Annotated in this window: 23 protein-coding genes and 2 tRNA genes; 13 read left to right on the top strand and 12 right to left on the bottom strand. The window is 73.9% G+C overall.

The genetic code is table 11. The features are described 5' to 3' along the window. Positions 1 to 60 precede the first annotated feature (60 nt). The 3 genes from OG455_RS19120 (at position 61) to OG455_RS19110 (ending at position 2,572) form a co-directional block, all read left to right on the top strand. Positions 61 to 858, top strand: coding sequence for a carbon-nitrogen family hydrolase (locus OG455_RS19120; RefSeq protein WP_266295341.1), 798 nt, complete (start codon positions 61 to 63; stop codon positions 856 to 858). Positions 859 to 1,087: 229 nt separating this feature from the next. Next, positions 1,088 to 1,882 (top strand): GntR family transcriptional regulator, encoded by a 795-nt coding sequence (locus OG455_RS19115; protein ID WP_266295339.1) that lies wholly within the window; start codon positions 1,088 to 1,090, stop codon positions 1,880 to 1,882. 42 nt (positions 1,883 to 1,924) lie between these two features. Further along, complete coding sequence (locus OG455_RS19110) at positions 1,925 to 2,572, top strand: hypothetical protein (protein ID WP_266295337.1); 648 nt, start codon at positions 1,925 to 1,927, stop codon at positions 2,570 to 2,572. A 101-nt stretch (positions 2,573 to 2,673) separates the two neighbouring features. Here OG455_RS19110 and OG455_RS19105 read toward each other — a convergent pair whose 3' ends face one another. Further along, the gene (locus OG455_RS19105; RefSeq protein ID WP_266295335.1) at positions 2,674 to 3,468 is read right to left on the bottom strand and encodes an SLATT domain-containing protein; all 795 of its coding nucleotides are present in this window, start codon (positions 3,466 to 3,468) and stop codon (positions 2,674 to 2,676) included. Positions 3,469 to 3,877: 409 nt separating this feature from the next. Between OG455_RS19105 and purD the strand changes: the two genes are divergently transcribed. From purD to OG455_RS19085, 4 genes are all read left to right on the top strand, one after another. Next, the gene (gene purD, locus OG455_RS19100) at positions 3,878 to 5,146 is read left to right on the top strand and encodes a phosphoribosylamine--glycine ligase (protein ID WP_266295333.1); all 1,269 of its coding nucleotides are present in this window, start codon (positions 3,878 to 3,880) and stop codon (positions 5,144 to 5,146) included. Positions 5,147 to 5,662: 516 nt separating this feature from the next. Then, a complete protein-coding gene (locus OG455_RS19095) occupies positions 5,663 to 7,186 on the top strand; it encodes a hypothetical protein (protein WP_266295331.1) in 1,524 nt (507 codons plus the stop codon). 144 nt (positions 7,187 to 7,330) lie between these two features. Next, positions 7,331 to 8,980: a N,N-dimethylformamidase beta subunit family domain-containing protein gene (locus tag OG455_RS19090; protein ID WP_266295329.1), complete on the top strand. Its 1,650-nt coding sequence runs from the start codon at positions 7,331 to 7,333 to the stop codon at positions 8,978 to 8,980. Positions 8,981 to 9,058: 78 nt separating this feature from the next. Then, positions 9,059 to 9,958, top strand: a complete 900-nt coding sequence (locus OG455_RS19085; protein ID WP_266295327.1) for a phosphoribosylaminoimidazolesuccinocarboxamide synthase — start codon at positions 9,059 to 9,061, stop codon at positions 9,956 to 9,958. 81 nt (positions 9,959 to 10,039) lie between these two features. On the opposite strand, the gene OG455_RS19080 is transcribed toward OG455_RS19085, so the two are convergent. The 7 genes from OG455_RS19080 to OG455_RS19050 form a co-directional block, all read right to left on the bottom strand. Further along, entirely contained in the window at positions 10,040 to 10,654 is a 615-nt protein-coding gene (locus tag OG455_RS19080) for a response regulator transcription factor (protein WP_266295325.1), read from the bottom strand. After that, positions 10,651 to 11,880, bottom strand: a complete 1,230-nt coding sequence (locus tag OG455_RS19075) for a sensor histidine kinase (protein WP_266295323.1) — start codon at positions 11,878 to 11,880, stop codon at positions 10,651 to 10,653. The genes OG455_RS19080 and OG455_RS19075 overlap by 4 nt, the downstream gene beginning before the upstream one ends. A gap of 45 nt (positions 11,881 to 11,925) precedes the next feature. Beyond that, entirely contained in the window at positions 11,926 to 12,777 is an 852-nt protein-coding gene (locus tag OG455_RS19070) for an ABC transporter permease (protein ID WP_266295321.1), read from the bottom strand. Next, positions 12,774 to 13,784 (bottom strand): ABC transporter ATP-binding protein, encoded by a 1,011-nt coding sequence (locus tag OG455_RS19065; protein WP_266295319.1) that lies wholly within the window; start codon positions 13,782 to 13,784, stop codon positions 12,774 to 12,776. The genes OG455_RS19070 and OG455_RS19065 overlap by 4 nt, the downstream gene beginning before the upstream one ends. A gap of 214 nt (positions 13,785 to 13,998) precedes the next feature. Next, positions 13,999 to 14,074, bottom strand: a tRNA-Gly gene (locus tag OG455_RS19060). Between the two features lie 47 nt (positions 14,075 to 14,121). Then, positions 14,122 to 14,194: transfer RNA gene (locus tag OG455_RS19055), tRNA-Gly, on the bottom strand. 138 nt (positions 14,195 to 14,332) lie between these two features. After that, positions 14,333 to 14,650, bottom strand: coding sequence for an Lsr2 family protein (locus OG455_RS19050; protein ID WP_184936468.1), 318 nt, complete (start codon positions 14,648 to 14,650; stop codon positions 14,333 to 14,335). Positions 14,651 to 15,140: 490 nt separating this feature from the next. On the opposite strand from OG455_RS19050, the gene purS reads away from it, so the two are divergent. From purS to OG455_RS19030, 4 genes are all read left to right on the top strand, one after another. After that, entirely contained in the window at positions 15,141 to 15,392 is a 252-nt protein-coding gene (gene purS, locus OG455_RS19045) for a phosphoribosylformylglycinamidine synthase subunit PurS (protein WP_266295314.1), read from the top strand. Continuing rightward, the gene (gene purQ / locus OG455_RS19040; protein ID WP_266295312.1) at positions 15,389 to 16,069 is read left to right on the top strand and encodes a phosphoribosylformylglycinamidine synthase subunit PurQ; all 681 of its coding nucleotides are present in this window, start codon (positions 15,389 to 15,391) and stop codon (positions 16,067 to 16,069) included. Before purS ends, purQ begins: the two co-directional genes overlap by 4 nt. A gap of 1 nt (position 16,070) precedes the next feature. After that, positions 16,071 to 18,326 (top strand): phosphoribosylformylglycinamidine synthase subunit PurL, encoded by a 2,256-nt coding sequence (gene purL, locus OG455_RS19035; RefSeq protein ID WP_266295310.1) that lies wholly within the window; start codon positions 16,071 to 16,073, stop codon positions 18,324 to 18,326. 131 nt (positions 18,327 to 18,457) lie between these two features. Continuing rightward, the gene (locus OG455_RS19030) at positions 18,458 to 19,297 is read left to right on the top strand and encodes a sterol carrier family protein (protein ID WP_266295308.1); all 840 of its coding nucleotides are present in this window, start codon (positions 18,458 to 18,460) and stop codon (positions 19,295 to 19,297) included. Between the two features lie 13 nt (positions 19,298 to 19,310). Here the strand turns inward: OG455_RS19030 and OG455_RS19025 are convergent, their stop codons facing one another. After that, positions 19,311 to 19,772 (bottom strand): DUF4267 domain-containing protein, encoded by a 462-nt coding sequence (locus OG455_RS19025; RefSeq protein ID WP_266295306.1) that lies wholly within the window; start codon positions 19,770 to 19,772, stop codon positions 19,311 to 19,313. Between the two features lie 146 nt (positions 19,773 to 19,918). On the opposite strand from OG455_RS19025, the gene OG455_RS19020 reads away from it, so the two are divergent. Continuing rightward, complete coding sequence (locus tag OG455_RS19020; protein ID WP_266295304.1) at positions 19,919 to 20,512, top strand: TetR/AcrR family transcriptional regulator; 594 nt, start codon at positions 19,919 to 19,921, stop codon at positions 20,510 to 20,512. Positions 20,513 to 20,688: 176 nt separating this feature from the next. Continuing rightward, positions 20,689 to 20,835 (top strand): hypothetical protein, encoded by a 147-nt coding sequence (locus tag OG455_RS19015; RefSeq protein ID WP_266295302.1) that lies wholly within the window; start codon positions 20,689 to 20,691, stop codon positions 20,833 to 20,835. A gap of 119 nt (positions 20,836 to 20,954) precedes the next feature. Here the strand turns inward: OG455_RS19015 and OG455_RS19010 are convergent, their stop codons facing one another. The 3 genes from OG455_RS19010 to fbaA all read right to left on the bottom strand — a co-directional run bounded on the left by OG455_RS19010 (position 20,955) and on the right by fbaA (position 24,942). Then, positions 20,955 to 21,374: a DUF3151 domain-containing protein gene (locus tag OG455_RS19010; RefSeq protein ID WP_266295300.1), complete on the bottom strand. Its 420-nt coding sequence runs from the start codon at positions 21,372 to 21,374 to the stop codon at positions 20,955 to 20,957. A gap of 77 nt (positions 21,375 to 21,451) precedes the next feature. Beyond that, complete coding sequence (locus OG455_RS19005; RefSeq protein WP_266295298.1) at positions 21,452 to 23,656, bottom strand: glycosyltransferase family 39 protein; 2,205 nt, start codon at positions 23,654 to 23,656, stop codon at positions 21,452 to 21,454. A gap of 263 nt (positions 23,657 to 23,919) precedes the next feature. Continuing rightward, on the bottom strand, positions 23,920 to 24,942 hold the full coding sequence (gene fbaA, locus OG455_RS19000; RefSeq protein WP_266295296.1) for a class II fructose-bisphosphate aldolase: 1,023 nt from the start codon (positions 24,940 to 24,942) through the stop codon (positions 23,920 to 23,922). Positions 24,943 to 24,953: the final 11 nt, after the last annotated feature.

The following is a 24,953-nucleotide window of genomic DNA, read 5'->3' as shown; positions in this document are numbered from 1 at the left end:
AGAGAGCAGGCAGCGCTTTCGGGTGACGATCGTAGGACTCTTGTCGTGGACGGTGGTAGTGTGCGCGCCTCATTGATCCAACTCTCCGTGTCCGATGCCGAACCGGTGGCCGAGCGGCGGGCCAGGGCGGCCGCCCTGGTCCGGGCGCAGCAGGGGGCCGACCTGGTGGTCCTGCCGGAACTCTGGCCGCTCGGCGGCTTCGCCTATGACGCCTGGTCGGACGGCGCGGAGCCGCTGGACGGGCCGACGGCTGACGTGATGTCAGCGGCGGCCGCCGCGGCCGGGGTCTGGCTGCACGCCGGCTCGATCGTGGAGCGCGATCCGGACGGCCCGGTCTACAACACCTCGCTGCTCTTCTCGCCGAGCGGCGAGCTGGTGCACACCTACCGCAAGATCCACCGCTTCGGCTTCGACAGCGGCGAGGCGGTCGCGATGGGCGCCGGGCAGGAGATCGTCACGGCCGCCACCGACTTCGGCACCCTGGGCCTGGCCACCTGCTACGACCTGCGCTTCCCCGAGCTCTTCCGGGCGCTGCTGGACGCGGGCGCGCAGCTGCTGGTGGTCCCGGCGGCCTGGCCCGAGCGGCGGCGCGAGCACTGGACCCTGCTGTCCAGGGCCCGGGCGGTGGAGGAGCAGGCCTTCGTGCTCGCCTGCAACACGGCCGGCACCCACGGCGGGGTCGAGCAGGCCGGGCACAGCCTGGTCGTGGACCCCTGGGGCACGGTGCTGGCCGAGGCGGGGCCGGGCGAGGAGGTGCTGAGCGTCGAGTTCGACGTGGCGGAGGTGGCCAAGGCGCGCTCGGAGTTCCCGGTGCTGCGGGACCGGCTGCTCGGGATCCCGGCACCGGTGCAGCGCTGACCTCCCGCAGTCACGCCGTCCTGAGCCCCGCCCCGCCGCCCCGCCGCCCCGCCGCCCCGCTCCGCCGCTCGCCGCCTGCGGCCGTGCCGGTGGGCCGGAGCCGCGGCCCCGGGCCTGCGGCCTCCTCGGCCCGGACCCGGGTTGTGTGCGTTTTGCGTGGCTTTTGAGAGGATGACCCCTCGGTGGCGACCCGGGGTGGGTCCGATGGCGGGTCGAGGGAGGTTGTGCGGTGAGTGCCAGCGGTCTGGGACGGCTGCCGATCCAGCGCAACAGCCTGCGCGAGCAGATCGCCGGGGCGCTGCGCGAGGAGCTGATGGCGGGTCGGCTGGCGGCCGGCGGCAACTTCACCGTCAAGGAGATCGCCGAGCTGTACGGCGTCTCCGCGACCCCGGCGCGCGAGGCGCTGGTCGACCTCGCGGCGCAGGGGCTGCTGCGGGCCGAGCACCATCGCGGGTTCACCGTGCCAGAGCTCGGCTGGAGCGACTTCCTGGAGATCTTCGAGGCCAGGGTGATGCTCACCGACAGCGCCTTCCGCCGGTTGGCGGTGCGGCCCAGCGGCTACGACTGGACGCGGCTGAGTTCGCTGCGCCGCCGGGCCGAGGCGGCCGCCCGGGCCGCGCGGGCCGGGCAGCTGGACGTGATGGTCGGCTGCGACCGGAGGTTCTGGAACGAGCTCTCCGGGTTCCTGGAGAACCGGCGGATCGCCGACTACCTGGACTGGCTGCGGGTGCAGTCCTGGATGTTCGCCGCCCGCTACCTGCGGGCCCGCGAGCAGCTGGCCGGGGTCTGCTGGGACCGCCAGGGCGAGCTGGTCGAGCAGATCGCCTCGCGCGACCTGGCCGGCGCGCACCGGACGGTCAACCAGTACAACCTCTTCACGGTGCGGCTGCTGGCCGAGCTGGCGGGGGAGCCGCTGGAGAGCGTCACGGTGCTGCCGCTGCTGCTGGCCGAGCCGAGCGGGGAGCCGGCCGCGGCCGGGTCGCCCGCCCCGCTCCCCGCCCCGCCACCGGCACTGGGCCGGTAGGGTGGTTCGGACGACCGAAGCCAGTGAGAGGAAGAGCGGCCCGTGGCCTGTGACCTCTGGCTCGTACCGCTGGTGGACGTGCTGAGCCGCAACCCCGAGAACCCGTTCCGCGACGACCTCGCGATCTACAACGCGGCGCTGACCGCGCGCGGGCTGCCGGGGATGCCGGTGTACGAGTTCGCCCCCGGCATCACCGGCGGGGTGGAGCCGATAGCGGCCTTCGACTACGACTCGCTGCACTTCCTGCGGCGGGCCTACCTGCTGCAGCTGACCGGTTTCCAGCTGACCCCGGTGGACGCGCTCGGCGGCGACTACGAGCAGCTGCTGGAGATGTTCGAGGCCACGGCCGAGCAGTCCCACCTGGTCTGGCACTTCGACCACGCCGGCGCTTACGTGCCGATCGAGTTCCAGGTCCCGCTGGTGGACCAGGAGCTGCTGGCCTCCGGCGGACCGCTCGGCTCGTCCTACGGGCTGCTGCGCGAGCTGCAGGCGATCGCGCCCGCGCTGGGCATCGACCCGCTGGACCCGCCGGGGCCGACCCGTCCGCTCGGGCCCACCGGCCTGGAGCAGCCGTTCGCCCCGCCGCTGGACGACGTGCACCCCTACGCCAGGGAGCGGCACGCCTGGGCCGGCTTGTACGCGGCGGCGACGCGGAGCCTGACGCAGGGTTCGATGGTGGTCTTCGCCTGAGCGGTGCGGGGCTTTGCGAAGCTCGCAAAGCCGGGAGCGGTCTGGCAGGCGGGCTTTGCAAGCTTCGCAAAGCCCGACACCCCGCTGCCACCTACCGCCACCTACCGCAGCGGCCCCTCCGGCGGCCGCTGGCGCGGCATGGTCGGGCGGGTGCCGGGCGGCGGCAGCACCCGGACCTGCGCCGGTGTGCCGCCCTCCGGACGGCCCCCCCAGCTGCCCGGGGCCTGGGTGGGCAGCTGGGTCATCCGGGCCCGGAACTCCAGCATCCACTCCGAGGTCTCGCCGCGGACCAGCTCCGAGACGTCCTCGCAGAAGCGCCGCAGCACGCCCAGGCAGCGCTCGGCCGCCTCGCCCGCCGTCCCCTCGGTGGGGCCGAGCACCTCGCGCACGCACTCCGAGGCCCAGTCGAACTGGAACGCCTCCAGTCGCCGCTGCAGCGCCTGGGCGGTGGAGACGTCGCGCATCCAGCCGGAGCTGAGCCCGAAGGCCCGGTCGGTGGCCAGGCAGCCGGCGGCCAGCGCGAGGGCGACGTAACCCCAGGCGCTGCCGTGCGGCAGCCGGCCGGTCAGCTGGACCAGCGGCAGGGTCACCCCCGACACCCCGCCGCCGGCCGCGCCGGCCCGCAGCAGCCGCGCCCAGCGGCGCTTCCAGAGCCGGTCCCGGCGGTACCAGTCGATCGCCTCGACCGCGCGCTCCTCGGACCAGCGGTAGAGCTCCTCCAGCCGCTCGGCCGGCTCGCCCCAGTCGCCGAGCGGGAACTGGCGGGCACTCAGGTCGGCACGGCGACGGGTGACGGCGCGGTCCCGCCCCGGGCCGACCACCGTGCCGGGCTGGTCCTCCTCGCCGACGTCCTTGCCCCAGGGGCTCTCCTCGGGCTGCATTTCGGGCTGGCTCACCTGTGGGGCTCCCTTGACGGGCCAGACCTCTCGGCCAGGCCTGACTGCTGCGCGGACTGCGACTGCGGACTGCTGCGGGCACTGCTGGGTATCCAACAGCACTTCTTACCGCCAAATGGCTGACCGTGTGGCGCCTCCCCCAAGATCGTTACCCGAAAAGGCGTCCGTAACCCGTGGTGGCGGGGTTGCGGAAGTCGGCGTGATTTCACTCTTCCGAGCGAGTGCGGCGCGTGCTGCGAACCTGACCCGGCACCCTTCCCGGCACCCTGCCCGGCGGCACGCCCGGTGCCCGCCCGGTGGCACGCCTGGCGAAGTCCACAGCTGAAAGCGCTGCTCGGCGACCGGCGGTCGGAGATTCGGCCGGCCCGGTGGACCGGCGCGAACAGGCCACCGACTACCCTTGCCAAGCGTGAAGGTCCTCGTCATCGGCGGCGGCGCCCGCGAACACGCCCTGTGCCGCTCCTTGTCCCAAGATCCCGCCGTCACCGAGCTGCACTGCGCCCCGGGCAACGCCGGGATCGCGCAGGTGGCGACGGTCCACCCGGTCGACCAGCTGGACGGCGCCCAGGTCACCGCGCTGGCCCGGCGGCTGGCCGCCGACCTGGTGGTGGTCGGCCCGGAGGCACCGCTGGTGGCGGGTGTCGCCGATCCGTTGCGGGCGGCCGGCATCCCGGTCTTCGGCCCCTCCGGCGCGGCCGCCCTGCTGGAGGGCTCCAAGGCCTTCGCCAAGGACGTGATGGCCGGCGCCGCGGTGCCCACCGCCCGCTCCTACCTCTGCACCACGCCCGAGGAGGCCGCCGAGGCGCTGGACGCCTTCGGCGCCCCGTACGTGGTCAAGGACGACGGCCTGGCAGCCGGCAAGGGCGTGGTGGTCACCGCCGACCGCACCGCCGCGCTGGCCCACGCCGCGGCCTGCGACCGGGTAGTGATCGAGGAGTACCTGGACGGCCCGGAGGTCTCGCTCTTCGCGATCACCGACGGCACCACCGTGCTCCCGCTGCAGCCCGCGCAGGACTTCAAGCGCGCGCTGGACGGCGACGCCGGCCCCAACACCGGCGGCATGGGCGCCTATTCGCCGCTGCCCTGGGCCCCCGCGGGCCTGGTGGCCGAGGTGCTCCAGAGCGTGCTCCAGCCGACCGTGGACGAGCTGCGCCGCCGCGGCACCCCGTTCTCCGGCCTGCTCTACGCGGGTCTGGCGCTCACCTCCCGCGGCACCCGGGTGATCGAGTTCAACGCGCGCTTCGGCGACCCGGAGACCCAGGTGGTGCTGGCCCGGCTGCGCACCCCGCTGGCGGGCGTGCTGCTGGCCGCCGCCAACGGCACGCTGGCCGACCTGGAGCCGCTGCGCTGGTCCGAGGACGCCGCCGTGACCGTGGTGGTGGCGGCCGAGGGCTACCCCGCCGCGCCGCGCTCCGGCGACCCGATCGAGGGCCTGGAGAAGGCCGAGGCGGCCGACGGCACGGTCTGGGTGCTGCACGCGGGCACCCGGGCGGACGAGGAGGGCCGGGTGCTCAGCGCCGGTGGCCGGGTGCTCTCGGTCACCGCGGTCGGCGCCGACCTGGTCCAGGCCCGCGAGCGCGCCTACGCGGGCGTGGCCGAGATCCGGCTGGACGGCTCCCAGCACCGCACCGACATCGCGCTGCGCGCGGCAGGCGAGGCCCGCGAGGCCGGCGAGTAGCGCCACCCGCCGTGCCCACCAGGGGCGCTGTGTCCGGTCATCCCACCGGGCGCAGCGCCCCTGGTCGTTCGCCCGGCTGTTCGGCCGCGGCGCCGAAGGTTGCAAGCGGCGGGGCGATTCCAGCCCTTCGAGTGAATGCCGCGTCAGCGGGCTGACGGATCGGCGCCGCTGGCCGTATGGTGCGCTGAACCGCGGTGCCGCCGGGGGTGATTCCGCACTCGTCGCCGGGTGCGCGGGTCCGCGCGGGGGGAAGCTGCAAGGACCGGCTCGCCGTCACCAGGACGGGTGGAAGCCGGGCCGGACCGGAACGCCCGCAGCGGCGCGCGCGTCAGCACAGGCAGCAGGACGCGCGGGCCGGGTGGCCGGGCGGACGGCTTCCGGCCGGCCCGCGCCGGTGCTCCCGGTGGCCGCAGGTGCCCGGAGGCCGTCGGCCGGTCGCCGTCGGCCGCCCGCGCCGCGCGCACGAATCCCGAACGAATCCCGAAGGTCCCGACTCCGAAGGGGGTGCAGCACCGGATGGCCGCTTTCGACGCCGCACGCGCACGGGCGCACGCCGTGCTGCGGATCCGCTCCCTGGCCCGGGCCGCCGCCGTGCTGCCCGCGGCCGTCGCCGTGGTCCTGCTGGCCGGGCGCGTCACCGGCCGGATCGGCGCTGCCGGCGCCCCGGACGCCCCCGGCTGGGACGTGGTGCGCTGGGTGGTCGGCGCGGTGGCCGTGCTGGTCGCCCTGGTCGCCCTGGCGGCCGCGCACCGGCACGCCCACGCGCTGCCACCCAGCACCCCGGCGGTCGCCGTGCCGCCCGAGCGGGCGCCCGAACTGCACCGGCTGATCAGGGAGCTGGCCGACCGGCTGGGCGTACCCGCGCCGACCGCCATCGCGCTCACCCCGGACTGCGACAGCTGGCTGGAGGAGCCGCCCGCGCCGCCGCGCGGCCGCGCCACCGGCGGCCACCCGCCCACCGGGCAGCTGCTGGTGATCGGCTCGCCCTTCCTGTGGTGGATGCGGGCCGGCGAGCTCTGCGCCCTGCTGGCCCCGGTGGTGGCCGGCACCGTGGCGGCCGCCGACCCGGAGATCGCCGCCGCCCGCCGCTTCGTCCGCGGCCTGGACGCCGCGCTCGGCTCCGGTCGGCGCACCCCGCTGGCCCGGCTGCTCGACCGGATCACCCGCGCGCTGCTCAAGGCCTGCCGCGAGCACGTGGCCGAGCTGGAGCGGGCGGCCGCCGCCGCGGCCTCCGAGCAGGCCAAGTCGGTGGACTACGGGCTGCGGATCGCCGCCCAGGGCCAGGTCGGCCTGGCCTACGCGGGCTGGGACCGGCTGCTCACCCGGGTGGCGCTGCCGGCCTGGCGGCTGGGCCGCTGCCCGGCCCAGCTGAACGCCGGGGTGGTGGCCGCGCTGACCGAGCTGTCCCGCCGGGACCGGCTGGCCGAGGGCTACGAGAGCAGGCTCGGCGAGCGCCCCGCCTGCGACCTGCTGGAGGAGCCGGGCGCGATGGACGCGGCGGTCTCGCTGCTGGCTGCCGAGCTGTTCCACGGCCCGGTACCCGGTGGCCGGGCCGAGCTGCTCTGGGAGGACTACCCCGAGCAGGTGGTCGACCGCGGCTGGCGGCTGCGGGCGATGGCCCTGCAGGAGGCGCTGGACGCCGTCGCGCCGGGCCGCTCGGCGCCCACCCTGGCCCGGCTGCTGGAGCGGCTGGCGGCCGGCGGCGGGGACGAGCTGGCCCGGGCGCTGGCGCTGGCCCCGCCCCCGGCGGCACCCGGCGCGGGTGAGCGAGAGGGGTCCCCCCGGCCGGAGGCGGGGGGAGGGCGCGAGCTGCTGGCCGACTGCGTGACGGCGATGGTCTGCTGCGCGGCGGTGGACGGTGCCGGCGGCCGGCCCGGCCTGGACTGGCTGGACGGGCCGGTGCTGCTGCTCGGCGGGGTGCGCCGGGGCGACCTGGCCGATCCCGTGGCCGAGGCGGTCGAGCAGGGCGCGGCGGGTCCACTGCGAAGCTGGCTGGAGGCCGCCGGGATCCGCCTGGAGAAGCCGGTCCGGCTCGGCTGACGAACTGTCAGCAAGTCTTTGGTCAGCCGCCGTTGACGAGACTTCGGGCATGGGGTGCCGCGGCGGGGGCACGGTGTGGTCTGCTGGACCACGCGAATATTTCGGTGGCACATGCCACCCGCGGCACATCGTGGGAGGGGCTACGTGGACCAGGAGTCATCGGGTCGCAGATGGGAGTCCGGGACGCTCGCGCACGGCGTCTCGGACCCGTTCGGACAGGGGCCGCTGCCCTGGTTGCGCAGTCCCGACCAGTACCTGGCCGGCGTCGAGGGAGCCGTGCCCTGGTACGTGAGCACCGACGCCCCGGGGCAGCAGCCGCTGCCCACCGCCGCGCCCGCCGCCGGGCGGCCCGGCCAGGGGATGGTCGGCACCCCGCGCAACTCCGACGACGTGGTCCAGCAGATCAAGGGGTTCGCCTCGGCGGGGCCGGTCTACCCCGGCGGCTCGGTGGACCTGCGGGTCACCGTGCACCCGCCGCGCGACTTCCTGGTGGACGTCTACCGGATCGGCCACTACGCGGGCGCCGGTGCCCAGCACATGACGGCCAGTCCGCTGATCCACGGCCTGCAGCAGCCCGCTCCGCTGGTGGTCGGGCGGACCGTCAGCTGCCACCACTGGTGGCACTCCTGGCGCCAGCAGATCCCGGCGCACTGGCGGCCCGGTGCCTACGTCGCGGTGCTCACCACCGCCGACCAGCGCCACCGCAGCCACATCCCGTTCACCGTGCGCGACCCGCGCACCACCGGGCCGGCCGGCAGCGCATCGGCCGGCAGCGGACCTGCCGACACCGGACGTGCCGACACCGGACGTGCCGACACCGGGCCGGCCGGCAGCGGACCTGCCGCGGACCTGCTGCTGGTGCTGCCGGACATCACCTGGCAGGCGTACAACCTGTTCCCGGAGGACGGGCACACCGGCGCCAGCCTCTACCACGCCTGGGACGAGCGCGGTCGGCTGCTCGGCGAGCCGGAGGCGGCGGTCACCGTCTCCTTCGACCGCCCGCACGCGGGGGCCGGGCTGCCGCTGCACGTCGGGCACGCCTACGACTTCATCCGCTGGGCCGAGCGGTACGGCTACGACCTCGCCTACGCCACCGCCTCCGACCTGCACGCGGGTCTGGTCGAGCCGTCCCGGCACCGGGCGCTGATCTTCCCGGGGCACGACGAGTACTGGTCCGAGCCGATGCGCCGCACGGTCGAGCGGGCCCGGGACGGCGGCACCTCGCTGGTCTTCCTCTCCGCCAACACCATGTACTGGCGGGTCGAGCTGACCAGCGGCGCCTCCGGGGAGCCGGGCCGGCTGCTGAACTGCCGCAAGCGCCAGCGGGTGCTGCCCGAATCGCCGGCCGCGGGCCCGGCCGGCGCGGCCAGCGCGCTGTGGCGGGACTCGGGCGAGCCCGAGCAGCACCTGCTCGGCGTCCAGTACGCGGGGCGGGTGGCGCAGCCTGTGCCCCTGCGGGCCGGCAACACCTGGCACTGGCTCTGGGCCGGCACCGGCCTGCGGGACGGCGACGAGGTGGCCAACCTGGTGGCCGGCGAGGCGGACCGCTACTTCCCCAAGGTCGCGCTGCCCGAGCACCGCGAGCGGATCCTGCTCGCCCACTCGCCCTACCGGGACGAGCGGGACCGCCCCCGCCACCAGGAGACCTCGCTCTACCGGGCCCCCAGCGGCGCCTACGTCTTCGCCTCCGGCACCTTCGCCTGGTCGCCGGCGCTGGACCGCCCGGGGCACACCGACGAGCGGATCCAGAAGGCCACCGCCAACCTGCTCGACCGGGTCTGCAAGGACGGGTGAGCCCGAGCGGCCCCGGGGGCGCATGAAAGACTCGCGGTGTCCGAGCAGCGACCCCCACTCCTGAGGACTGAAGCAATCTTGAGCGGATTCGTCACCAAGCCCGAGCCGATCCAGGTGCCCGGCCTGGTCCACCTGCACACCGGCAAGGTGCGCGACCTCTACCGCGACCCGGCCGGCCGGCTGGTCATGGTGGCCAGTGACCGCACCTCGGCCTTCGACTGGGTGCTGCCCAACGACATCCCCGACAAGGGCCGGATCCTCACCCAGCTCTCGCTCTGGTGGTTCGAGCGGATCGCCGACCTGGTGCCCAACCACGTGATCTCCACCGAACTGCCCGAGGGCGCGCCCGCCGACTGGGCCGGGCGCACCATGATCTGCGACGACCTGGAGATGTTCCCGGTCGAGTGCGTGGCCCGCGGTTACCTGACCGGCTCCGGCCTGGCGGAGTACCAGGTGAGCCGCACGGCCTGCGGCATCGCGCTGCCCGAGGGCCTGGTGGACGGCTCCGAGCTGCCGGCGCCGATCTACACCCCCGCGCTCAAGGCCGAGGTCGGCGAGCACGACGAGAACGTGCCCTACGAGGAGACCTCGCGCCGGATCGGCGCGGACTGGGCCGCGATGCTGCGCCAGACCACGCTGGCCGTCTACACCCGGGCCCGGGACATCGCCGCCGAGCGCGGTCTGGTCCTGGCCGACACCAAGTTCGAGTTCGGTCTGCGGGGCGGCGAGCTGGTGATCGGCGACGAGGTGCTGACCCCCGACTCCTCGCGCTACTGGCCGGCCGACGTGTGGCAGCCGGGTCGGGCCCAGCAGAGTTACGACAAGCAGTTCATCCGGGACTGGCTGACCTCGCCGGCCTCCGGCTGGGACCGCGCGAGCGAGCAGCCGCCGCCGGCCATGCCCGCCGAGATCCTGGAGCGCACCCGGGCCAAGTACGTCGAGGCGTACGAGCGGCTGACCGGGACCGACTGGGTCTGAGCCCGGACCGACTGGGCATGGGCATGGGCCTGGGCCTGGGCCTGAGCCCGGACCGGGGCCGGGCCCGGCCGGGCCTCGCCGTCAGATCCAGCCGTGCTCGCGGGCCAGGCGCACCGCCGCGTGCCGGTTCTCGGCGCCCAGCTTGCCGGCCGCCGCGGAGAGGTAGTTGCGCACCGTGCCGGGCGAGAGCCCGGCCCGGGCGGCGATCTCGGTGACCGGGGTGCCGTCGGCGGCCAGCTCCAGCACGTCGGTCTCCCGCGGGGTCAGCGGGCTCTCCCCGGCGCTGATCGCCTCGGCCGCCAGCTCCGGGTCCACGTAGCGGCCGCCGGAGCGCACGGTGCGGATGATGCCGGCCAGGTCGGCGGCCGAGACGGTCTTCGGCAGGAAGCCGCGCACGCCCACCTCCAGGGCCCGCTTGAGGTAGCCGGGGCGGCCGTGGCCGGTGACGATCATGGTGCGGCACTCCGGCAGCACCCGGCGCAGCTCGGCGGCCACCTCGATCCCGTCCAGGCCCGGCATCTGCAGGTCGAGCACCGCGACGTCGGGCCGGTGGGCCTTGGCCATCGCGAGCGCCTCGGGCCCCGAGGCGGCCTGGGCGACCACCACCAGGTCGTCCTCCAGGGCGAGCAGCGCGGCGAGCGCGCCGCGGATCAGGTGCTCGTCGTCGGCGAGCAGCACCCGGACGGTGGCGGTCATGCGGCCAGCTCCTTCTCGTCGGCGGTCCCTTGGGCCAGCGGCAGGGAGGCGCGCAGCGTGAAGCTCCGCTCCCGGGCCTCGGTGGCCAGTTCGCCGCCGTGCGCGGTCAGCCGCTCGCGCAGGCCGGCCAGCCCGCTGCCGCCCGGCGCGGCCACGCCCGCCCGCACGCCGTCGTTGACCAGCTCCAGGACCGCCCGCTCCTGCTGCGTCCAGAGCCGCACCGAGACCAGGGTCGCCTCGCTGTGCCGCAGCACGTTGGTGGCCGCCTCGCGGACCACCCAGCCGAGCACCGACTGGGCGAGCGCGGGCAGCGTGGCCGGGTCGGGGCCGAGGTCGACGCGGCACTCGATCCCGGCGGCCCGCAGCACCGAGCGCGCCCCGGTGACCTCGGCGGCCAGGTCGGCGGTCCGGTAGCCGCGCACCACCTCGCGCACCTCGCGCTGCGACTCCTGGGCGATCCGCTGCACCTCGACCATCTGGTCGGCCGCCTCCGGGCGCCCGCGCCGGGAGAGCTGCACCGCCAGTTCGGCCTTGAGCGCCATGGTGGTCAGGTTGCGGCCGAGCACGTCGTGCAGGTCGCGGGAGAAGCGCAGCCGCTCCTCGGCCACCGCGAGCCGGGACTGCGCCTCCCGGGCGGTGTCCAGCTCCCAGGCCACCTTGACCATCCAGGCCGAGCAGCGGCAGCTCGCCGCACAGGCCGACAGCCCGATCAGGCTGCCGACCAGCTGGCCCAGCGACCAGGCGGGATCGCCGGTGGCGATCACCGCGGGCGGCAGGGAGAGCAGCACCATCGCCAGCGCAGCGGGTGCCAGCACCCGTGGCCGCAGCGCGATCGCGGGGGCGACGGCCCACACCAGCAGGACGACCTCGCTGCTCACCAGCAGGGCGGTCGGCTGCTGCCGGTGGTGCGGGCCGACCAGCAGCGGCAGCCAGATCGCGGCCTGGGAGAGGGCCGCGTGCGCCAGCAGCAGCCGCACCGGCACCTGGCCGCCGTGCACGTGGCACCTCAGGGCGGCCCGGATCAGCGGGACGGAGACGACGGTGCCCAGCAGCATCAGGACGCTCAGCAGGACGGCGGCGAGCGGGGAGGACTGGCGGGGCACCTGCTGGCAGGCGAGGGGGAGCAACGAGAGCGGCGCGAAGACCGTCATCGCGTACATCGACCAGCGGATGTAGATCTCGATCCGCTTCGGTTTGCTGTAGTCGCGCCAGGTCCGAATGCCCATGGCCGCCCCCCTTTGTCCGGTGCCCGACCCTTCCTATCAGACACCTCAGCCGCGGGGTTCCCAGCGGAAGCCGCGCAGGGCGGCCCAGGCGGCGAGGGCGAGCCAGGCCACGGCGCCGCCGAGGTAGGGGAGCGCGGTGAGCCAGCTGCCGGCGAAGCCGGTGGGCGCGCCGGAGCCGTCGCCGCCCAGCCAGCCGATCCGCAGCAGTTCCAGTGCCGAGCTGGCGGGCAGCAGGCGGCCGGCGTCGGCCAGCGGCGCGGGCAGCACGCTGAACGGGACGATCAGGCCCGAGCCGGCCAGGGTGACCAGCACCACCGGCAGGGTGGTGAGCCCGGCGGCCTCCACCGTGCGGGTCCAGCCGCTGGTGAGCGCGGCGAGCGCGGCCAGCAGGCCCGCCGCCAGCAGCAGGCCGAGCAGCACCAGCACCGCGTTGACCGGCGCCGCGAGGCCCAGCAGCACCGCGGCGGCGGCGGTGATCAGCGCGACCTGCAGCAGTGCGAGGAGCGCGGAGGGCAGCGCGGTGCCGCCCAGGATCTCGCCGTCGGTCAGCTCACCGGTGCGCAGCCGCTTGAGGACCAGCTCGCCGCGCCGGGTCACGTAGGCCGCGGTGAGGTTGGTGTAGAGGCCGAAGAGCAGCGCGACCGCGCTGAGGTTCACCACCAGGGCGCTGTGCAGGTCCACCCCCGGCAACTGGCCGCGCTGCGCCGCGAGCAGCGAGTGCAGCGCGCTGACCAGGGCGATGGGCATCAGCACCGCCATGGACAGCGCGGTGCGGTTGCGGCGCAGCAGCAGCAGTTCGGTCCGCACCAGGCCGACCGGACGGCTCAGCGGGCGGCGCTGAGGCTCCAGCGGCTGACTGGGCATCGGCTGACGAGGCATCGGCTGGGTGAGCGTCATCGGTTCGCTCCGATCAGGGCGCGGCGCAGGATGCGGCGGGCGGGGGTGGTGGGTGGTTCCGCCTGTCCGGGCTGTTCGGGCTCCGCCGGGCCGGCCTCGGCGGCGATGGCCAGGAACGCCTCCTCCAGCGTGGCGCTGCGGGCGTCCAGGCCGCGCAGGGCGACGCCCTGCTCGGCGGCCCAGCCGAGCAGCTGGGTGAGGGTGCGCTGGAGGTCGGGGGTCCGCACGGTCACCTTGCGGTCGGTGAAGCCGACCTCGGCGCCGGGCAGGGAGAGCAGGGGGGCGGCGGGCTGCTCGGGCAGCTCGAAGCTGATCCGGGCCGGCCGGCCCGCGATCACCTGCGCGACGGTGCCGGTGGTGACCACCTGGCCGTGGTGCATGACAGCCAGGCGGTCGGCCAGCTCCTCGGCCTCCTCCAGGTAGTGCGTGGTGAGCAGGATCGTGGTGCCCTGCTCGCGCAGTTCGCGGACCAGCTGCCAGACGGCGGCCCTGGCCTGCGGGTCGAGGCCGGTGCTGGGCTCGTCCAGGAAGAGCACCTCGGGGCGGCCGATCAGCGCCACCGCGAGGTCCAGCCGGCGCTTCTCGCCGCCGGAGAGCTGCTTGACCCGCACCCCGGCCCGGTCGGCGAGCCCCACCAGGTCCAGCGCCTCGGCGACCGGCCGGGGCGTGCTGGTGCCACGGGCCCACCCGGTGATCGTCTCGGCCACCGTCAGGTCGCCCGGGAAGCCGCCCTCCTGGAGCATGATCCCGATCCGCGGCCGCAGCGCGGCCCGCTCCCGGTAGGGGTCGTGGCCGAGCACCCGGACGGTGCCGGCGGTGGGCCTGGCCAGGCCCTCGATGAGTTCCATGGTGGAGGTCTTGCCGGCCCCGTTGGTGCCCAGCAGCGCGAACAGCTCGCCGCGCGCCACCGTCAGGTCCAGTCCGCGCACGGCGGTGAAGGCGCTCCCCGAATTTCCGTAGCGCCGCCGCAGGCCCTGGGCCGTGACGGCGGGAGAAGTGCTGCTCATGGCATCGACGATCCCGTGGCGACGGGCCCTGGGGCAGTGCGCGCGCTCACCGGTCGCGGGTGTGTTTTCACGGGTCGGCGGTGACAAATGTCACGGGTGGGCCGCGGGCGGCGCCGAGGTGGGACTCGGTCGCCGCGCGGTGGAACTCGGCTGTCGGCGGCGGGCCGGAAACGCGAAATGGGCCTCCGAAGGAGACCCATTCACACTGTCACTCTGGAGCGGACGACGAGATTCGAACTCGCGACCCTCACCTTGGCAAGGTGATGCTCTACCAACTGAGCCACGTCCGCATGATCTTTACTTGTACCGCGTTGCACTGCTGTCCTGCTGTACTACGAGCGGACGACGAGATTCGAACTCGCGACCCTCACCTTGGCAAGGTGATGCTCTACCAACTGAGCCACGTCCGCACGGCACCTGATGGCGCCGGCCGCTGCTCCCGGGTTCCGGTTGCGGCGACGAGAATTACTCTACCCCATCGTCGGGACTGCTCACGCATCCCTTCCGCCGCGGCTGTCTGCGGCGGCGGAAGGGCGGGCGGCGCGGGGTCAGTTGGCCTCGGCGAACGCTTCGTAGACGTGCTTGGGGATCCGGCCGCGGGCCGGCAGCTCCATGCCCCGGGACTGGGCCCAGGCGCGCACGGCGGCCGGGTCGGGCGCGAGCGCGGTGCGGCGGAACGACTTTCCGGTGCGGCTCTGGCGGCGGCCGGCCGCGACGAAGGGGGCGAGCGCCTCCCGCAGCTTTTCCGCGTTGTCCAGGGACAGGTCGATCTCGTACGACTTCCCGTCGACGCCGAAGTGGACGGTTTCGGCGGCCGCGCCGCCGTCCAGGTCGTCGGAGAGCGTGACAACTACACGCTGAGCCATGGGCGTCAATCCTCTCGGCAATTCGGCAGACCGGGCGCGGTGTGCCGCGGCAGCCCTGTGCTCCGGCGCTCCAGGGGCATGCGGGTGCACCGAAGGTCGCACCGTCTGCGCAGCTCCTGCCACCGCCGGTGGCCCTATTCTGCACCCGGAGCACGTCGAAATCGATGGGCGTTGCATTCTTTTTCCGGATATTCACCTCGCTTCGCCTCCGTACCGTTACTTCGCTTCGGATACCCCCGGGTTTCCGTGGTCGATCTGTCCGGTGTGCCGGTATTCGGGGGGTCGCCGGGCGAGGGTGGGGCGAAGCTGGGAAGTTCTTTAAAGGGGGAGGAAACGGGCGCCGCGTAACGCCTGATCCGGTGCGGCGTAAGGGGCGAGTGTCTACGCGCGTTGCCCATCGGGTGCCCAGGACCGGGCAGTCGAACGGCCGATGAACCCCGGTACTCTGAAGGTCCCCCCGCCTTCACGCACCACACCTTTGGGAGTGCCAGTGGCACGCGTCGTAGTCGACGTCATGCTCAAGCCGGAGATCCTCGACCCCCAGGGACAGGCGGTGCAGCGCGCACTGCCCCGTCTCGGATTCACCGGGATCGCCGACGTCCGCCAGGGCAAGCGTTTCGAGCTGGAAGTGGAGGGCCCGGTGGACGACGCCGCGCTCGCCAGGATCCGCGAGGCCGCCGAGACCTTCCTGGCCAACACCGTGATCGAGGACTTCACCGTTCGGGTGGAGGGCTCGGAGTGACCACCCGTGTTGGCGTTGTCACTTTTCCCGGCTCGCTGGACGACCGGGACGCCCAGCGCGCGATCCGGCTGGCCGGCGCCGAGCCGGTCGCGCTCTGGCACCGCGACAAGGACCTGCACCAGGTCGACGCGGTGGTCCTGCCGGGCGGATTCAGCTACGGGGACTATCTGCGGGCCGGTGCGATCTCGCGCTTCTCGCCGGTGATGGGCACCGTCATCGAGCAGGCCAAGCTCGGAATGCCCGTCCTCGGTATCTGCAACGGCTTCCAGGTGCTCACCGAGTCGCACCTGCTGCCCGGCGCGATGCTGCGTAACAACCACCTGCACTTCATCTGCCGCGACCAGAAGCTGCGGGTGGAGAATGCGGGCACGGCCTGGACCACGGATTACCAGGCGGGCCAGGAGATTTCCGTCCCGCTGAAGAACATGGACGGCCGCTACACGGCAGACGCGCGCACGATCGACGAGCTGGAGTCCGAGGGCCGGGTGGTTTTCCGCTACCTCGACCTCAACCCGAACGGCTCGATCAACGATATTGCCGGGATCACCAACGCGGCCGGCAACGTGGTCGGCCTGATGCCGCACCCCGAGCACGCCGTCGAACCGCTGGTCGGCACCGGCGGGACCGACGGTCTGGGCTTCTTCACGTCCGTTCTCAAGCAGTTGGTGAGTTCCTGAGATGACTCTCGACACGGTCAAGAACGCCGAGCAGACTCCGGACGCCGCCCAGCCGTGGGCCGAACTCGGCCTGAAGCAGGACGAGTACGCCCGGATCCGGGAGATCCTCGGCCGCCGCCCCACCGGCGCCGAGCTCGCGATGTACTCGGTGATGTGGTCGGAGCACTGCTCGTACAAGAGTTCCAAGGTGCACCTCAAGCAGTTCGGCGAGAAGGCACCGCAGTCCGACGCGATGCTGGTCGGCATCGGCGAGAACGCCGGTGTGGTCGACGTCGGTCAGGGCTACGCGGTCACCTTCAAGGTGGAGTCGCACAACCACCCGTCGTACATCGAGCCTTACCAGGGCGCGGCCACCGGCATCGGCGGCATCGTGCGCGACATCCTCGCGATGGGCGCCCGCCCGGTCGCCGTGATGGACCCGCTGCGGTTCGGTGCGGCCGACCACCCCGACACCCGTCGGGTGCTGCCCGGGATCGTCGCGGGCATCGGCGGCTACGGCAACTGCCTGGGCCTGCCGAACATCGGCGGCGAGGTCGTCTTCGACCCCTGCTACCAGGGCAACCCGCTGGTCAACGCGCTCTGCGTGGGCGTGATGAAGCACGAGGACATCCACCTGGCCAAGGCCAGCGGGGCCGGCAACAAGGTCGTCCTCTACGGGGCCAGGACCGGTGGCGACGGCATCGGCGGCGTCTCGGTGCTGGCCTCGGAGACCTTCGACGACTCCAAGCCGACCAAGCGCCCGGCGGTCCAGGTCGGTGACCCGTTCCAGGAGAAGCTGCTCATCGAGTGCACCCTGGAGGTCTTCCGGGAGCAGTTGGTGCTCGGCATCCAGGACCTCGGTGGCGCCGGACTCTCGTGCGCCACCTCGGAGTTGGCCTCGGCCGGCTCCGGCGGCATGCGGATCGAGCTGGACACCGTGCCGCTGCGCGACGCCACGCTCTCGCCGGAGGAGATCCTCATGAGCGAGTCGCAGGAGCGGATGTGCGCGATCATCGAGCCCGAGAAGGTCGAGCGCTTCCTGGCGATCTGCGAGAAGTGGGACGTCATCGCCACCGTGATCGGTGAGGTGACCGAGGGCGAGCGGCTGGAGATCTTCTGGCACGGCGAGCAGGTGGTGGACGTGCCGCCGCGCACCGTGGCGCACGACGGCCCGGTCTACCAGCGCCCGTACGCCCGGCCCAGCTGGCAGGACGCGCTGCAGGCCGACGCGCCGACCGCCGAGCGGCTCCAGCGCCCGGCCACGGGCGAGGAGTTGAAGGCGGCGCTGCTGGCGGTGGCGGGCTCGCCCAACCAGGCGTCCAAGAGCTGGATCACCGACCAGTACGACCGGTTCGTGATCGGCAACACGGTGCTGGCCACCCCCGAGGACTCCGGCATGATCCGGATCGACGAGGAGACCAACCTCGGCGTCTCGGTGGCCACCGACGGCAACGGCCGCTTCACCAAGCTGGACCCTTACACCGGTGCCCAGTTGGCGCTGGCCGAGGCCTACCGCAACGTGGCGGCCGGCGGCGCCAAGCCGCTCGCGGTCTCCGACTGCCTCAACTTCGGCTCCCCCGAGGACCCGGACGTGATGTGGCAGTTCGCCGAGGCCACCCGCGGCCTGGCCGACGCCTGCCTGGTGCTGGGCACCCCGGTGACCGGCGGCAACGTCTCGCTCTACAACCAGACCGGCGACGTCGCCATCCACCCGACCCCGGTGGTCGCGGTGCTCGGTGTCATCGACGATGTCACCCGGCGCACCCCGATCGGCTTCGCCGAGGAGGGCCAGCACCTCTACCTGCTCGGCGACACCGCCGACGAACTGGGCGGCTCCGCCTGGTCGCAGGTGGTCCACGACCACCTCGGCGGCCTGCCGCCCAAGGTGGACCTGGAGCGCGAGCGGCTGCTCGCCGAGATCCTGATCGCCGCCTCGCGCGACGGCATGATCGACGCGGCGCACGACCTCTCGGACGGCGGCCTGGCCCAGGCGCTGGTGGAGAGCTGCCTGCGCGGCGGCCAGGGTGCCCGGGTGATCGTGCCGGCCGACCTCGACCCCTTCGTCCTCCTCTTCTCCGAGTCGGCGGGCCGCGCGGTCGTCGCCGTGCCGCGCAGCGAGGAGCTGCGGTTCACCGACATGTGCGGTGCGCGGGGCCTGCCGGCCACCCGGATCGGCGTGGTGGACGGGGACGTGCTGGAGGTCCAGGGCCAGTTCTCGGTCTCGCTGGCCGAGCTCACCGAGGCCCACACCGGTGTCATCGAGGCGCTGCTCGGCTGATCGCGTCGCGGCTACGCCGGAACGGCTCGCTCCGCTGCCGCGGGGTGGGCCGTTCTGGGTGGTCGGCGCCGCAGCAGGCCCGGCAGCAGGCCCGGCACCGCCGCAGGTCGGCACCGCTGTAGGTTGGCCGCATGGCGAAGACGGCGACCGGCAAGGCGCGCAGCTACGATCCGGCGAAGGTGCGGGCGGCGCTCGCGGCGCAGACCGAGGCGCTGCGGGCCGCGGTGCACCGCCTCTGCGGCGATCCGGCCGCCGCCGCTCTGCTGGAGCGCCCGACCCGGCTGGGGCAGTGGCGGGTGCGGCAGCTGGTGGCCCATCTGGCACTCCAACTCGCCTGGCTGCCGAACAACTTGGACCAGTCGCCGCAGGGTCGCCGGCCGCTGGGGCTGACCGCCTGGGTGGCCGAGGTGGGCTCGCTGGCGGAGCTGCTGGACGCCGGCACCCAGGCGCACGCGGCGGAGGACTTCGCCGGCGGCCCGGCCGCCGTCGCGGCCGGCTTCGACGCCGCCGCGGACGCGCTGCTCGCGCTGCTGGACGGGGCCGAAGTCCGTGACCCGCAGCGGAGGTTCGAGATCCGGTTGGGCTCGATGACGCTGGCCGACCTGCTGGTCACCCGGCTGGTGGAGGCGGTGGTGCACGCCGACGACCTGGCGGCGGCGCTGGAGTTGCCCGCGTTCCCGCACGACCGCTTCGCGCTGGCCTCGGTCTGCCGGCTGCTGGCCGACGCCTTCGCGGCCCAGCAGCCCGGCGGGGCGGTCGAGTTGCGGATCCCGCCGTTCGCCGTGGTGCAGGCGGTGCCCGGCCCTCGGCACACCCGCGGCACGCCGCCCAACGTGGTGGAGAGCGACCCGCTGACCTGGGTGCGGCTGGCCACCGGGCGGCAGGCCTGGGCGGCGGCGCTCGACGCGGCGCAGGTGAGCGCCAGCGGTGAGCGCAGCGACCTGGCCGCCTTCCTGCCGGTCATGGCCTGAGCCTGACGGAAGATCAGATCGTTTGGCCGGCAACCTGGTTGGTGATGCCGGGCGCGCCGGCGGAGACCGCGCCGACGGAGACCGCGCCGACGGCGCCGCGGGTCTCGCGCAGCAGCAGTGCGGCGGTCAGCAGGACGAGGGCGGCGGTCAGCGCGTGGATGCCGAGCGCGGTGGCCAGGGTGCCGCCGTGGGTCAGCACGATGGTCGCGTCGCCGAGCGGGGTGAACGCCTCGGCGAGCAGCGCCCAGCCCAGGGCACGGCGCTGACGGGTGATCAGCAGGGCGATCGCGACCAGGCCCGAGGCGATGTCGCGCACCCCCTTGACGTCGTAGAAGCCGGTTCCGGCGCCCTGCGGGCCGGGGATGCCGAAGCCGGCCGCGGCGCCGTGCGGGTCGAGGACGAAGCGCACCCCGACGACGATGATGAAGGCGCTGAGCAGGCCCGTGAGGCCGGTGGTGAGGCGCTTGGACGTCATGGGATCCCCCGATGATGAAGTGGTGAGCGCTGCTCGTTTTCCTAGCGGCGCTAGAACATGTGCTGACGCTAGCACTGCCCTCGCTCGGAAATCTAGCATCGCTAGACTTTCAGTGCTCGAAGTTCTAGCGCTGCTAGGATCAGAGCATGCCGACCCAGCCACGCAGAGAACGCGACCGCGCCGAACGCCACTCCCTCATCCTTCGGGCCGCCCGCGAGCTGGCCGAGACCGAGGGCTGGGATGCGGTCACCACCCGCCGCCTGGCCGAGCGGATCGAGTACAGCCAGCCGGTGCTGTACACCCACTTCGCGAACAAGGGCGCGATCATGGACGCGGTGGCCCTGGAGGGCTTCGGCGAACTGGCCGCCGTGCTGGAGCGGGCCCCGGCTGGCCTGGCGGCCCCGGCCGACCGGCTCTTCGCCGCCGCCCGCGCCTACCTGGACTACGCGGGCGCCAACCCGGCGCTCTACGAGGCGATGTTCAGCCTCGGCACCAGCCTCTCGTTCGGCACCGAGGAGTCGCCCGCCGAGCTCAAGCGGGCCTTCGGCGCCTTCCTCGCGGTGGCGGCGCCGCTGGCCGGCGGCGCGGGGGCCGAGACCTTCGTCGAGGTGGTCTGGAGCGCCCTGCACGGGCAGGTGCTGCTGGCCCGGGGCGGCCGGCTGCGTCCGGGACTGGAGCGCGAGCGGCTGGCGGTGCTGATCGGTGGGCTGCTGGCCGGCGGGGCACCGCTGCCGGACTGACCGGGCAAGGACATCGGGTGCGCCGACCCGGTGCCGAACAGGTCCTGATGTGGCATCGTCCTGGCAACTGCTGTGACAGTCCAGCGGGGAGGCGCCAATGGCGGGGGACGGGTTCGGTGTTGACCTGGGAGCGCTGGAGAGTGCTGCCGAGGGCATCAACGCCACCTTGTGTGACGATGTCTGAGAACCCCCAAGAGATCCGCGCCCTGTTCACCGGGGCGGAGCTCGCGCAGATCGCGGAGCACGCGATCACCGTCGGCGCCACCACCACCAGGCGTGATGCCGCCTCCGGGCCGATCGCCGAGGACCTGGCCCGGTACTGACGCGGGGCACGGTGGCCGCCCGCCGGGCGCTCGACCCTGCCCCGGGCCCTGGCCGCCGACGGCGGTGCGGTGCCGCCCTGACGGACGGTCAGGGCGGTGCCGCACCTCGGTGTCGGCGGCTACTGCTTGAGCGCGGTGTACGCTTCGTCGCTGCTGTCCTTGAGGAACTGCCAGCAGCGGGCGGCCTCGTCGGTCTCCTTGATGCTCTCGGCGGCCCGGGCCAGGGCGGCCAGGCAGCGCAGGAAGCCGCGGTTGGCGCGGTGCTCCCACGGGACCGGGCCGTGGCCCTTCCAGCCGGCCCGGCGCAGCGAGTCCAGGCCGCGGTGGTAGCCGGTGCGGGCGTAGGCGTACGACTCGACGACCCGGCCCTCGGTGAAGGCGTCGTCGGCCAGCATGGCCCAGGCGAGGGAGAACCCGGGGTAGTCCGCCGCGAGCTGGGTGGGCGACGCGGACTCCTCGGCGAGCCGGCGGTACGGCTCCTCTTCCTCGGCGAGCAGCGTCGGCTCCGGACCGGAGAGCAAGTTCTTCCGTTCAGTCATGCCTCCCAGTCTGCCAGCCCGCCCTCGGCGCGCGGGAGCGCCCGCGGACCTGGGGTCCGCGGGCGCTCGGAGAGGGCTCAGGACGAGCACTGGTACAGCAGTTGCGCATCGGGGTTGTCCACCGACTGCCCGTAGTCGCCGGGCGCGACCGGGGCGCAGCTGCCGCGCACCCAGCCCACCACCGCGGAGGTCGGCGCTCCCTCGCCACCGCTCCCGCCGAAGCCGCCGAGGCCGCCGGCCTCACGGCCGGCTCCGCCGAGCAGCACGTACTTCAGCTGCCCGCCGCGGACCAGGGCCTGGAACTGGGCCAGGCTCGGTGAGGGCACCTTGCCGGTGAACCCGCCCATCGGCAGCACCTCCTTGCCGGTGGCCAGGATGTACGGCGAGGAGGCCGACCAGGTGGTGGTGGCGAAGAGGTAGCGCGCGCCGCCGGCGTGGGCCTGGGCGTAGTCCAGGATCCGCCGCTGGGCCGTGGTCAGGGTGGTCCCGGACTGGCCGAAGCCGCCGCCGGGACCGGCCCGGCCCCCGGCGTTCGCGCGCGGGCCGCCCTGCCCGGCCTGCCCGCCCTGCGCGCCGCCGGCTCCGGGCCGGCCGAAGCCGCGGGAGGCCTGCGGGCCGACCGTGCCCATCCCCGAGTTGCCGTACTTGGCGTCGAGCACGGAGGCGGCCCAGGCACCGGGCGCGAGCAGCATCGCGAGGAGCGAGGCGGCCAGGCCCACCGTGGCGATCCGCAGCCGGCCGATCCGCCGCTCGCCGAACCGGGTGCTGCGGGCCAGGCCGAGCAGCAGCAGCGCCAGCGCGCCGACCCCGAGCGCGGCCGGGGCCAGCCAGGGCAGGAACCCCGGGTAGAGCCGGGCCAGGTAGGCCGCCCACCCGGTGGTCGCGGCGACCGCGGCGGGCAGCGCCCAGGCCCTGCGGCCGCCGGCCCGGAAGGCCTGCCAGAGCAGCACCGTGCCGGCGCCGCTGAGCGCGGCCAGCGGGGTGGCGATCACGCCCATGTAGTAGCTGTGGCCGCCGACGCTGCCCGCGCTGAAGACCAGGAAGAAGACGGCCAGCCAGCCGCCCCAGAGCAGGTAGCCGGCGCGCAGCCGGTCGGTGCGCGGCTCGCGGCGGCGCCAGGCCAGCGCGCAGAGCAGCGAGATCGCGGCCAGCGGGTAGAGCCAGCCGGTCTGCGGGGCGAACTGGGCGCTGAACATCTTGGTCCAGCCGCCGTCGCTGCCGGCCCCGCCGCCCTGGGCGCCCTGACCGCCCTGGCCGCCCTGACCGACCGGGTCGCTCTGACCGACCGGGCCGCTCTGGCCGCCCCGCGGGGGCAGCTGGGCGCCTGTGTCGGTGCCGGCCCGCTCGCCGGCGCCGCCGCGGCCGCCCCACATGCCGCTCTGCCCGGCGGTCACGCTCCCGGTCTCACCGGCGTTGAGCCCCACCGAGGTGAAGCGGTTCAGGAAGTTGTAGCCGACCACCATGCTGTAGGCCGAGTTGTCGGTGGTCCCGTCGATGTACGGCCGGTCCTGGGCCGGAGTCACCGTGGCCAGCAGTATCCAGGAGGCCGACACCGCGGCGGTGACCAGCCCGGCCAGCGCCAGGTGGCCCAGCCGGCGGCGCAGCCGGGTGGGCGCGGCCAGCAGGTAGACGGCGGCCAGCGCGGGCAGCACCGCCCAGGCCTCCAGCATCTTGGCCTGGAAGGCCAGCCCGACCCAGACGCCCGCCAGCAGCAGGGTGCGCGGCCTGGCGCTCAGCGCGGCCCGCAGCGCGGCGTCGGCCGCCAGCAGGAGCAGCAGGGTGAAGAGCGGGTCCTCGACCGAGGTGCGGAACAGCCCGGCCAGCACCGGCGTCAGGGTGAAGGCGCCGGCGGCGAGCAGGGCCGCGTCGGCGCCGGCCCAGCGGCGCACGCCGCGGAAGAGGACCAGGACGGAGAGCACCCCCTCGACGGCCTGGGGCAGCGTCAGCGCCCAGGGATGGAAGCCGAAGAGGCGCGCGGACAGGGCCTGCGGCCAGAGGAAGCCGGGCAGCTTGTCGAGGGTGATGGTGTTGGCGGGGTCGTAGGAGCCGAAGACGAAGGCCTTCCAGCTCTCCGTCATGCTCCGCACGGCATCGGCGTAGAAGGTGTGGTAGCTGCTCTGACCGATCCCCCAGAAGTACAGGAGCCCTGCGAGGATCGCGATGCCGAGCAGGGCCGGCCTGGCGTAGGCGGGCTGCCCCTCGGGTGAGCGCCACGGGGCTCTGCGGATCGGCCAGGCGCTGTCGGGCAGCTCAGGAGCGATCGGTAGCACGGTGGTAGCCATGCGTGACAGCCTTCGTCGCGACCATGAGAGAAACGCGACAGACAGGGCATTTCGGCGAAATCCATACCGGGACCTGGGCAAGATTTTGCCGTTCGGCCTCTTGGCGGCCACCCGCGCCGCATGATCGGCAGCCGGCCGCCGGGTGGTGCGCCCGGCCGCGACCCGCACGCCCCGTTCCGCCGCCGATCGGGGCGCCGGCACGCGAGAGCCCCGGCCGGCGGGTGCCGACCGGGGCTCGCGGCGAGGGGGCCGCCGCCGTCCGCCTACTTCAGGCGGGTGCCCGCGGAGCGCAGCGCCTTGGTGGCCTCGACCACGCGGGCGGCCATGCCGGCCTCGGCCAGCTTGCCCCAGGTGCGCGGGTCGTAGGTGTTCTTCTTGCCGACCTCGCCGTCGACCTTCAGCACGCCGTCGTAGTTGCGGAACACGTGGTCCACGACCGGGCGGGTGAAGGCGTACTGGGTGTCGGTGTCCAGGTTCATCTTGACCACGCCGTTCTCCAGCGCGGTGGCGATCTCCTCGGCGCTGGAGCCGGAGCCGCCGTGGAAGACGAAGTCGAACGGGTCCTTCTTGCCCGAGGTGGCGCCGATCGCGTCCTGCAGGTCGCGCAGCAGCTCGGGGCGGAGCACCACGTTGCCGGGCTTGTAGACGCCGTGCACGTTGCCGAACGAGGCGGCCAGCAGGTAGCGGCCCTTCTCGCCCAGACCGAGCGCCTCGGCGGTGCGCACCACGTCGTTGACCGAGGTGTAGAGGTTGTCGTTGATCTCGTGCGTGACGCCGTCCTCCTCACCGCCGGTCGGGGTGATCTCGACCTCAAGGATGATCTTCGCGGCGCGCGCCTGGGCCAGCAGCTCCTCGGCGATGGCCAGGTTGTCGGCCAGGGTCTCGGCCGAGCCGTCCCACATGTGCGACTGGAAGAGCGGGTTCAGGCCCTTGGCCACGCGCTCGGCGGAGACCGCGAGCAGCGGGCGGACGTAGCCGTCCAGCTTCTCCTTGGGGCAGTGGTCGGTGTGCAGGGCGATGGTGACGTCGTACTTCGCGGCCACGATGTGGGCGAACTCGGCCAGCGCGACGGCGCCGGTCACCATGTCCTTGCTGTGCTGGCCGCCCAGGAACTCGGCGCCACCGGTCGAGATCTGGACGATGCCGTCGCTCTCCGCCTCGGCGAAGCCGCGCAGCGCCGCGTGCAGGGTCTGCGACGAGGTGACGTTGATGGCCGGGTAGGCGAACTTGCCTGCCTTGGCCCGGTCCAGCATCTCGTTGTAGGCCTCGGGGGTTGCGATAGGCATGCGAAAACGCT

This window comes from Kitasatospora sp. NBC_01287, from assembly GCF_026340565.1.
Taxonomy (GTDB): domain Bacteria; phylum Actinomycetota; class Actinomycetes; order Streptomycetales; family Streptomycetaceae; genus Kitasatospora.
This window is presented reverse-complemented; position numbering and strand designations above follow the sequence as displayed.

Coding starts and splice junctions, on each gene's coding strand:
- OG455_RS19070 (WP_266295321.1), bottom strand. CDS start 12,777: ATGACGCTCACCCAGCCGATGCCTCGTCAGCCGATGCCCAGTCAGCCG.
- OG455_RS19030 (WP_266295308.1), top strand. CDS start 18,458: ATGGCGAAGACGGCGACCGGCAAGGCGCGCAGCTACGATCCGGCGAAG.
- OG455_RS19015 (WP_266295302.1), top strand. CDS start 20,689: ATGTCTGAGAACCCCCAAGAGATCCGCGCCCTGTTCACCGGGGCGGAG.
- OG455_RS19065 (WP_266295319.1), bottom strand. CDS start 13,784: ATGAGCAGCACTTCTCCCGCCGTCACGGCCCAGGGCCTGCGGCGGCGC.
- OG455_RS19080 (WP_266295325.1), bottom strand. CDS start 10,654: ATGACCGCCACCGTCCGGGTGCTGCTCGCCGACGACGAGCACCTGATC.
- OG455_RS19050 (WP_184936468.1), bottom strand. CDS start 14,650: ATGGCTCAGCGTGTAGTTGTCACGCTCTCCGACGACCTGGACGGCGGC.
- OG455_RS19005 (WP_266295298.1), bottom strand. CDS start 23,656: ATGGCTACCACCGTGCTACCGATCGCTCCTGAGCTGCCCGACAGCGCC.
- OG455_RS19075 (WP_266295323.1), bottom strand. CDS start 11,880: ATGGGCATTCGGACCTGGCGCGACTACAGCAAACCGAAGCGGATCGAG.
- fbaA (WP_266295296.1), bottom strand. CDS start 24,942: ATGCCTATCGCAACCCCCGAGGCCTACAACGAGATGCTGGACCGGGCC.
- OG455_RS19010 (WP_266295300.1), bottom strand. CDS start 21,374: ATGACTGAACGGAAGAACTTGCTCTCCGGTCCGGAGCCGACGCTGCTC.
- OG455_RS19020 (WP_266295304.1), top strand. CDS start 19,919: ATGCCGACCCAGCCACGCAGAGAACGCGACCGCGCCGAACGCCACTCC.
- OG455_RS19025 (WP_266295306.1), bottom strand. CDS start 19,772: ATGACGTCCAAGCGCCTCACCACCGGCCTCACGGGCCTGCTCAGCGCC.
- purL (WP_266295310.1), top strand. CDS start 16,071: ATGACTCTCGACACGGTCAAGAACGCCGAGCAGACTCCGGACGCCGCC.
- OG455_RS19095 (WP_266295331.1), top strand. CDS start 5,663: ATGGCCGCTTTCGACGCCGCACGCGCACGGGCGCACGCCGTGCTGCGG.